The sequence below is a fragment of the Kitasatospora sp. NPDC059160 genome (assembly GCF_042755465.1).
Taxonomy (GTDB): domain Bacteria; phylum Actinomycetota; class Actinomycetes; order Streptomycetales; family Streptomycetaceae; genus Kitasatospora.
Genome location: NZ_JBHZCN010000121.1, coordinates 20,575 through 27,308, shown reverse-complemented (window position 1 = coordinate 27,308; position 6,734 = coordinate 20,575). Strand labels below are relative to the sequence as shown.

The window sequence follows — 6,734 nt, the reverse complement described above, 5'->3', positions numbered from 1 at the left end:
GCCTTCCAGTCCTCCCCCGTCACCCGGTCGTCGGGCCGCGCGCCACCGGCACTCGCGCCACCGGTACGCGCGCCACCGGCACTCGCGCCACCGGTACGCGCGCCACCGGCACTCGCGCTACCAGTACTCGCGCAGCCGGGGCCGCACCCCCAGCGCGGTGAGCGCCACCGCCGCCGCCAGGACGACCCCGCCCAGGGCCGCCGTGGTGCCGTCGAGGTCGCCGTCGGTCGCCGCGAGGGCCGAGTCCATCGCCTTCTGGTTGACGTCGATGGTGTCCTGCATGGCCGCGCCCAACTGCCCGAACTGGTAGTTGGACTGCCCCTCGGCGAGGCCGGTGTTGAGCGTGATCGCGTCCTTGAGCTGCCCCGCGCCGCGCAGCACGCGCATCCGGTGGTCGATCGCCTGGTACTCCTGGAAGGCGCTCAGGACCCGCTCGGCGGCCGCCTGCTCGCCGGGGAAGGTGATGTTGTTCAGCTCGGCGCCCAGGTACCCGCCGAAGGGGACGGTGGAGCGGTCCTGGTGGTGGCGTTCGACGGCGGTCTGCAGCCGGGTGCCGTAGGTGTCCAGGGTCGCCCCGTCGAGGTGGACGATCGCCTGGCTCTGCTCCAGGTAGGCCTGCTCCCACACGGCCGCCCGGCTCGGGTCGATCAGGTAGCGGCTCTCGTCGGCGTTCATGTCGTACGCGACGGCCCGGGAGCGGCTGAGCGCGATCACCGAGTCGTAGGCGTCGCTCTTGGCCGTCACCAGGTGGTCCGAGGTGCGGCCCACCAGGGCCAGACCGGTCACCAGCACCACCCCGGTCAGCAGGGTGACGCCGGCCAGCGCCGGGTTGAACACCCGGTGGTAGCGCACGAGCAGCGCGCGCTGGAGCCCGACCAGCGCGGCGAGGGCGAGCAGTCCGGCGCCGAACAGCCACCACCAGCCGGTGCCCAGGGCGTCGCGCTGCTCGCCGTAGACGCGGTCGACGGTCGCCTCGTTGGCGGCGGTGACCTGGTCGGCGGCGGGCAGGAGTTGGCTGCGCAGCAGGTCGGAGGCCTGCCGGTAGGCGTCCAGGGCGGCGGGCGAGGGCTGGCCGGCCGGGGCCTTGGCCTGCTCCTCCAGCAGCTGGGAGCGGGCCACCAGGGCCTCGTAGCTGCCGAGCCGGCCGAGCACCAGTTGGACGGCGCGCTGCCCGGCCGGGTCGGCGGCGGCCGCCTGGGCGGCCTGCTGGAGGTCGTCGTCGGCCTGGTTGCGGCGCTGCTCGTAGGTGTCCAGGGTCTGCTTGCGCAGCGCGGCGTAGTCCTGGTCGTCGCCGACCAGCAGCAGGTTGGCGGCCTGGGCGTCCATGTCGCTGAGCGCGAAGTAGAGGTCGGCGGCGCGGGTGGCCTGCGGGGCCGCCCGGTGGCCGATGGTGTCGGTGCCGTCCCGGGCGCCGCCGAGCACGGCGGTGGCGGTGGCGCCGAGGCCGATCAGGGCGGCCAGGCTCAGCGCGGTGAGCGCGCAGACCAGGCGCGGGGTGGTCCAGTAGGAGCGGCTGCCGACCGTCCGCAGGCCCTGCCCGAGCCGGGCCAGCGGCCCGGACGGCAGCCACGGTCCGGACGGCGGCCGCGGTCCGGCGGGTTCGCCGCTCCCGGCCGGTTCCGGGCCGTCGTCCCCTCCGGCGGCCGCCTCCTCCGAGGTGGCCGATCTGCCTGCTGTCGAGGTGGTCATGACCACACGTCCCTTTCCCCCGTGGCACGGTCCGCCGGGGCTCCCGGTGGGAACCGAACACAGAACCGTTTCTCTCCGCCGCGCGACGCTAGTGCCGCGCCACCGGCGGTGGGACGCTCCCTGACGGCTCCTTGACACCGGCGGACGGGGATCTTGACGCTTCCTTAGCGCGGGGTCGCCGGTGGCACCCGGACGGCCCGGAGCGGCGCCCGGCAGCTGCCCGGCCCGGGGCCGTCAGAGCCAGTCGCGGCGCTTGAACACCAGGTACAGCCCGGTGCAGACCAGCGCCATCAGCCCGACCGCGAACGGATAGCCGAAGGCCCACTTGAGCTCCGGCATGATCTCGAAGTTCATCCCGTACACCGTGCCGATCAGGGTCGGCGCGAACAGGATGGCCGCCCAGGAGGAGATCTTCTTGATCTCGTCGTTCTGCGCGTGCCCCGCCTCGGCGAGCTGCTTCATCTCCTCGTTCTGCCGCTGCGAGACCAGCGTCGCGTTCACCGTCAGGATGTTCTGCAGCATCTGCCGGAAGCCGTCCACCCGCTCGGCCGCGTAGGTGGCGTGGTCGGCGACGTCCCGCAGGCGGCGCTGGAGCTCCTCGTCGGTGCCGTACTTGCCGAAGCCCGCCTCCAGGCTCCGCATGATCTCCAGCAGCGGCCGGGTGGCCCGCTGGAGCTCGATCACCTCGCGGGACAGCTCGTAGATCCGGCGGGAGACGTGCGGGTCCCCGCCGAACACCTCGGTCTCGATCTCGTCGATGTCGTGCTGGAGCCCGGCGATCACCGGCGCGTAGCCGTCCACCACGGCGTCCAGCACCCCGTACAGCACCGCCTCCGGACCGAGCGCCAGCAGCTCCGGGTCGTCCTCCAGGCGGCGGCGCACCGCGGAGAGGTCCGGGGCCTGCGAGTGGCGCACGGTGATGACGAACTCGGGGCCGACGAACAGGTGGATCTCGCCGAAGTCCACCTCCTCCGCCTCGTCCAGGTAGCGGGCGGCGCGCAGCACCACGAACAGGGTGTCGCCGTAGCGCTCCAGCTTCGGCCGCTGGTGGGCCACGATGGCGTCCTCGACGGCCAGTTCGTGCAGGTTGAACCGGTCCGCGGCCTCCAGCAGCTGCGCCTCCGCCGGGCGGAACAGCCCGATCCAGGCCATCGTGCCGGGCCGGTCGGGCAGTTCGCGGTAGATCGCGGCGAGGTCGGCGGGCGCGTCCGTGCGGCGGCCGTCGCGGTAGACCGCCGCGTCCACCAGGGAACGCTCCAGCGCCCCCGGCTCGACCGGCTGGTCCGGGCGCGGGTCCATCGAGTGCTCGGGCGCGGACCGGGGGTCGACGGGCCGGCGCTCGGCCGTCGGACGGGAGAACGGACGCCTGCTCGCGCGCACGGCGCGCACACGCCAGTCGGACATGCGGGGAACCTCCACGGTGGGTGCCCGGCCACCGCCGTGCTCGGCACGGTGGGCCGGAGGCGCCCGGCCCGCCGCCACGCGCACGGCGCGACCGGCAGTGCGCCCCGCCGGTGGCGGGGTCAGCCCTGCGCGGGAGCCCTACGGGAGGAGGAGTGCCGGGGGCCGCGAATCCTGCGGGACAACCGGGGGCGGGGCCGACTTCGACCCGTACTACTGCACTCCACGGCTCTCACCTCCTCGAATCCGCGCGCCCCGGGGGACGCCGACGCAACCCCACCCGATGTTAGTACCCGCACGACCGACCCTCTCCACCGCCCCTGACCACCGCCCCTCTCCACCACCCTTCCGACCGGACCCACCGGCGACCCCGAGGCCGTCCGGACCGGGCCCCAACGGACTTACGCCGTCGGCCCGTTCGTCCAGCTGGAACGATTACGGTCCGACGCCGCCACCACTACGCTACGTCGCATGAATTCTTCGGAGACGGCCCCCGGGCGGGGCACGGCGGTGGTGATCGGCGGCGGGCTGGCCGGCGTGGTGGCGGCCTGGGCGCTGCGGGGGCGCGCCGAGCGGATCGTCGTGGTGGAGCGGGACCGGTACCCGGACACGCCGGCGTTCCGGGCCGGGGTGCCGCAGGGCCGGCACGCGCACCTGGTGCTGGAGGCGGGGCACCGCGCGCTGGAGGAGCTGATGCCCGGCATCAAGCAGGAGTTGACCGACGCGGGCGCGCACCGGGTCTCCACCTCGGGCGACCTCCGGTGGCTCAGCTCCGCCGGCTGGATGGCCGACTACCCGGCCCGACTGGCCTTCCTCTCCTGCACCCGGCCGGTGCTGGACAAGGTGGTGCTGGACCGGGTCCGCACCGAACCGTCGATCGAGTTCCTGGAGGGCACCGACGTGGTCGGCCTGCTCGGCTCGGCGCAGCGGGTCACCGGGGTGAAGGTCCGCGAGCGCGGCCGGGAGCGCGGGGACGTCCAGGGGCGCGGCGAAGTCCGGGAGATCCCGGCCGAGTTGGTGATCGACGCGGCCGGCCGCTCGACCTCGGTGCCGAAGTGGCTCGGCGAACTGGGCCGCCCGGTGCCGGAGGAGCGGGTGGACGCGGGCGTCGCGTACGCCTCCCGGCTGTTCCACCGACCGACCGGCGTCGACCTCGGCCACCAGGCCGTCTACCTCCAGACCAAGGCCCCGGACAAGCCCCGGATGGGCGTCCTGCTGCCGGTCGAGGGCGACCGCTGGATCGTGAGCCTGGCCGGGATGCGCGGCGCGGAGCCCGCGCCCGGCACCGAGGGCTTCACCGAGCACCTGTCCCGGCTGCGCGACCCGGCCCTCGCGGAGATGCTGCGGGACGCCGAACCGGCGGGCGAGGTACGCGGCTTCCTGCCCGGCCCGGGCGTACGGCGGCACTACGAACGCGGCGCCCCGGACGGCCTGGTGGCGGTCGGCGACGCCGCGAGCACCTTCAATCCGGTGTACGGGCAGGGCATCACCGTGTCGCTGTTCTGCGCCCAGGTGCTGCGCCGCACGGCCGCCCGGCACGGCGGCGTCGGGCCCGCCACCGCCCGTGACGCGCGCCGGGAGATCGCGGCGGTGTCCAAGACCGCGTGGATGATGTCCAGCGCCGAGGACGTCCGCTTCGCCGCCACCACGGGCGGGCCCTCGGGCGCCCTGATCAGGCTCCAGCACCGCTACCTGGACAAGGTGCTCCGGGGCGCCACCCACAACCCCGAGATCACGGCGGCCTTCCACGAGGTACTGTCGCTGGTCGCGCCACCGACCCGGCTGTTCCACCCGGCAGTGGTGGCCGCCGTGCTGCGCGGCTGACGGCCCGCGCGGACGCACCCGCCAAGCGGACGCACCCGTTAATTCGGGTGCGTCCGGACCGGCCGCCCGTTACCCTGGCCGACATGTCTACGCCCCGCATCTCCTAGCTGACGGACCGCCTCCACGCCACCCGTCTGTCCGCTAGTCGTTTCGGAGCGTTACCCCATGATCACCACCCATGGTGTCGACGTGCGCGTCGGCGACCGTCTGCTGCTGTCCGACGTCACCCTGCACATCGCCCCCGGCGACCGGATCGGCCTGGTCGGCCGCAACGGCGCCGGCAAGACCACCCTGCTCTCCACCCTCGCCGGGCACCTGCCCCCCGCCGCCGGTACGGTCACCCGCACCGGACCGGTCGGCTACCTCGCGCAGGACTCCCGCGCCGCCGACCCGGCCGTCACCGTCACCGACCGCATCCTGTCCGCCCGCGGCCTGGACACCGCCCTCCGCGCGCTGCGCGACGCCGAGCGGGCCATGGCCGTGGCCGGCTCCGCCGCCGAGGAACGCCGGGCGATGGACGCCTACGCGCGCGCCGACGCCGCGTTCCAGTCCCGCGGCGGCTACCCGGCCGAGGCCGAGGCCGCCCGGGTCGCGGCCGGACTCGGGCTGCCCGCCCGGATGCTGGACGCCCCCGTCGGCACCCTCTCCGGCGGCCAGCGCCGCCGGGTCGAACTGGCCCGCATCCTGTTCGCCGACCACGGCACCCTGCTGCTGGACGAGCCCACCAACCACCTGGACGCCGAGTCGGTCGGCTGGCTGCGCGGCTTCCTCGCCACCCACCGGGGCGGACTGGTGCTGATCAGCCACGACCTCGACCTGCTGGCGGAGACCGTCAACCGGGTCTTCCACCTGGACCCGCAGCGCGCCGCGCTCGACGTCCACAACACCGGCTGGCGGGCCTACCTGGCCCAGCGTGCGGCCGACGAGCGCCGCCGCACCCGGGAACGGGCCAACGCCGAACGCAAGGCCGCCGCCCTGCACGCCCAGGCCGACCGGATGCGGTCCAACGTCGCCACCGCGACCAGCGCCCGCAGCATGGCCCGGCGCGCCGACCGGATGCTCGCCGAGCTGGAACCCGTACGGCAGACCGAGCGCACGGCACGCATCCGGCTGCCCGAGCCCGCGCCCTGCGGCCGGACCCCGCTCGGCGCGGTGAGCCTGGCCAAGGCCTACGGCGGCCGGACGGTGCTGAGCGGCCTGGACCTCGCCGTGGAGCGCGGCAGCCGAACGGTCGTGCTCGGCCTCAACGGCGCCGGCAAGACCACCCTGCTGCGCGTCCTGGCCGGGCGGGAACGCCCGGACTCCGGCCGGGTCGTCGCCGGCACCGGCCTGCGGCTCGGCTACTTCGCCCAGGAGCACGACACCCTGGACCCCGCGCTCAGCGTGCGCGACAACCTGGCCGCGGCCGCGCCCGAGCTGACCGACGGCGAACTGCGGACCGTCCTCGGCGCGTTCCTGTTCCGCGGGGACGACGCCGACAAGCCGGCCGGCGTGCTGTCCGGCGGCGAGAAGACCAGGCTGGCGCTGGCCGCCCTGGTCCACTCCGGCGCCAACGTGCTGCTGCTGGACGAGCCGACCAACAACCTCGATCCGGCCTCCCGGGCCGAGGTGCTGGCCTCGGTCGGCACCTACCCGGGCGCGATCGTGATGGTCACCCACGACCCCGGTGCCATCGAGGCGCTCCGGCCGGACCGGGTGCTGCTGCTGCCGGACGGCGACGAGGACCTCTGGCACGACGCGTACCTGGACCTGGTCACCCAGGCCTGAGCCACCACCCCCGCCCGTAGCGGTCCGCCGGTCCCCGGCGGGCCGCTACGGCC

At 74.8% G+C, this 6,734-nt stretch carries 4 protein-coding genes; 2 read left to right on the top strand and 2 right to left on the bottom strand.

Annotated features, from left to right (window positions below):
* Positions 1–117 precede the first annotated feature (117 nt).
* Both ACFXOZ_RS35900 and ACFXOZ_RS35895 read right to left on the bottom strand, forming a co-directional pair.
* Complete coding sequence (locus ACFXOZ_RS35900; RefSeq protein WP_380594113.1) at positions 118–1,689, bottom strand: hypothetical protein; 1,572 nt, start codon at positions 1,687–1,689, stop codon at positions 118–120.
* Between the two features lie 234 nt (positions 1,690–1,923).
* Complete coding sequence (locus tag ACFXOZ_RS35895; protein WP_375889442.1) at positions 1,924–3,093, bottom strand: magnesium and cobalt transport protein CorA; 1,170 nt, start codon at positions 3,091–3,093, stop codon at positions 1,924–1,926.
* A gap of 468 nt (positions 3,094–3,561) precedes the next feature.
* Between ACFXOZ_RS35895 and ACFXOZ_RS35890 the strand changes: the two genes are divergently transcribed.
* Positions 3,562–4,914, top strand: coding sequence for an NAD(P)/FAD-dependent oxidoreductase (locus tag ACFXOZ_RS35890; protein WP_380594111.1), 1,353 nt, complete (start codon positions 3,562–3,564; stop codon positions 4,912–4,914).
* Between the two features lie 165 nt (positions 4,915–5,079).
* Complete coding sequence (locus ACFXOZ_RS35885; protein ID WP_380594109.1) at positions 5,080–6,681, top strand: ABC-F family ATP-binding cassette domain-containing protein; 1,602 nt, start codon at positions 5,080–5,082, stop codon at positions 6,679–6,681.
* The last annotated feature ends 53 nt before the right edge of the window (positions 6,682–6,734 follow it).

What these genes read in the sequence shown, in the direction of transcription:
- ACFXOZ_RS35900 (WP_380594113.1), bottom strand. Translation starts at nt 1,689, where the DNA reads ATGACCACCTCGACAGCAGGCAGATCGGCCACCTCGGAGGAGGCGGCC.
- ACFXOZ_RS35885 (WP_380594109.1), top strand. Translation starts at nt 5,080, where the DNA reads ATGATCACCACCCATGGTGTCGACGTGCGCGTCGGCGACCGTCTGCTG.
- ACFXOZ_RS35895 (WP_375889442.1), bottom strand. Translation starts at nt 3,093, where the DNA reads ATGTCCGACTGGCGTGTGCGCGCCGTGCGCGCGAGCAGGCGTCCGTTC.
- ACFXOZ_RS35890 (WP_380594111.1), top strand. Translation starts at nt 3,562, where the DNA reads ATGAATTCTTCGGAGACGGCCCCCGGGCGGGGCACGGCGGTGGTGATC.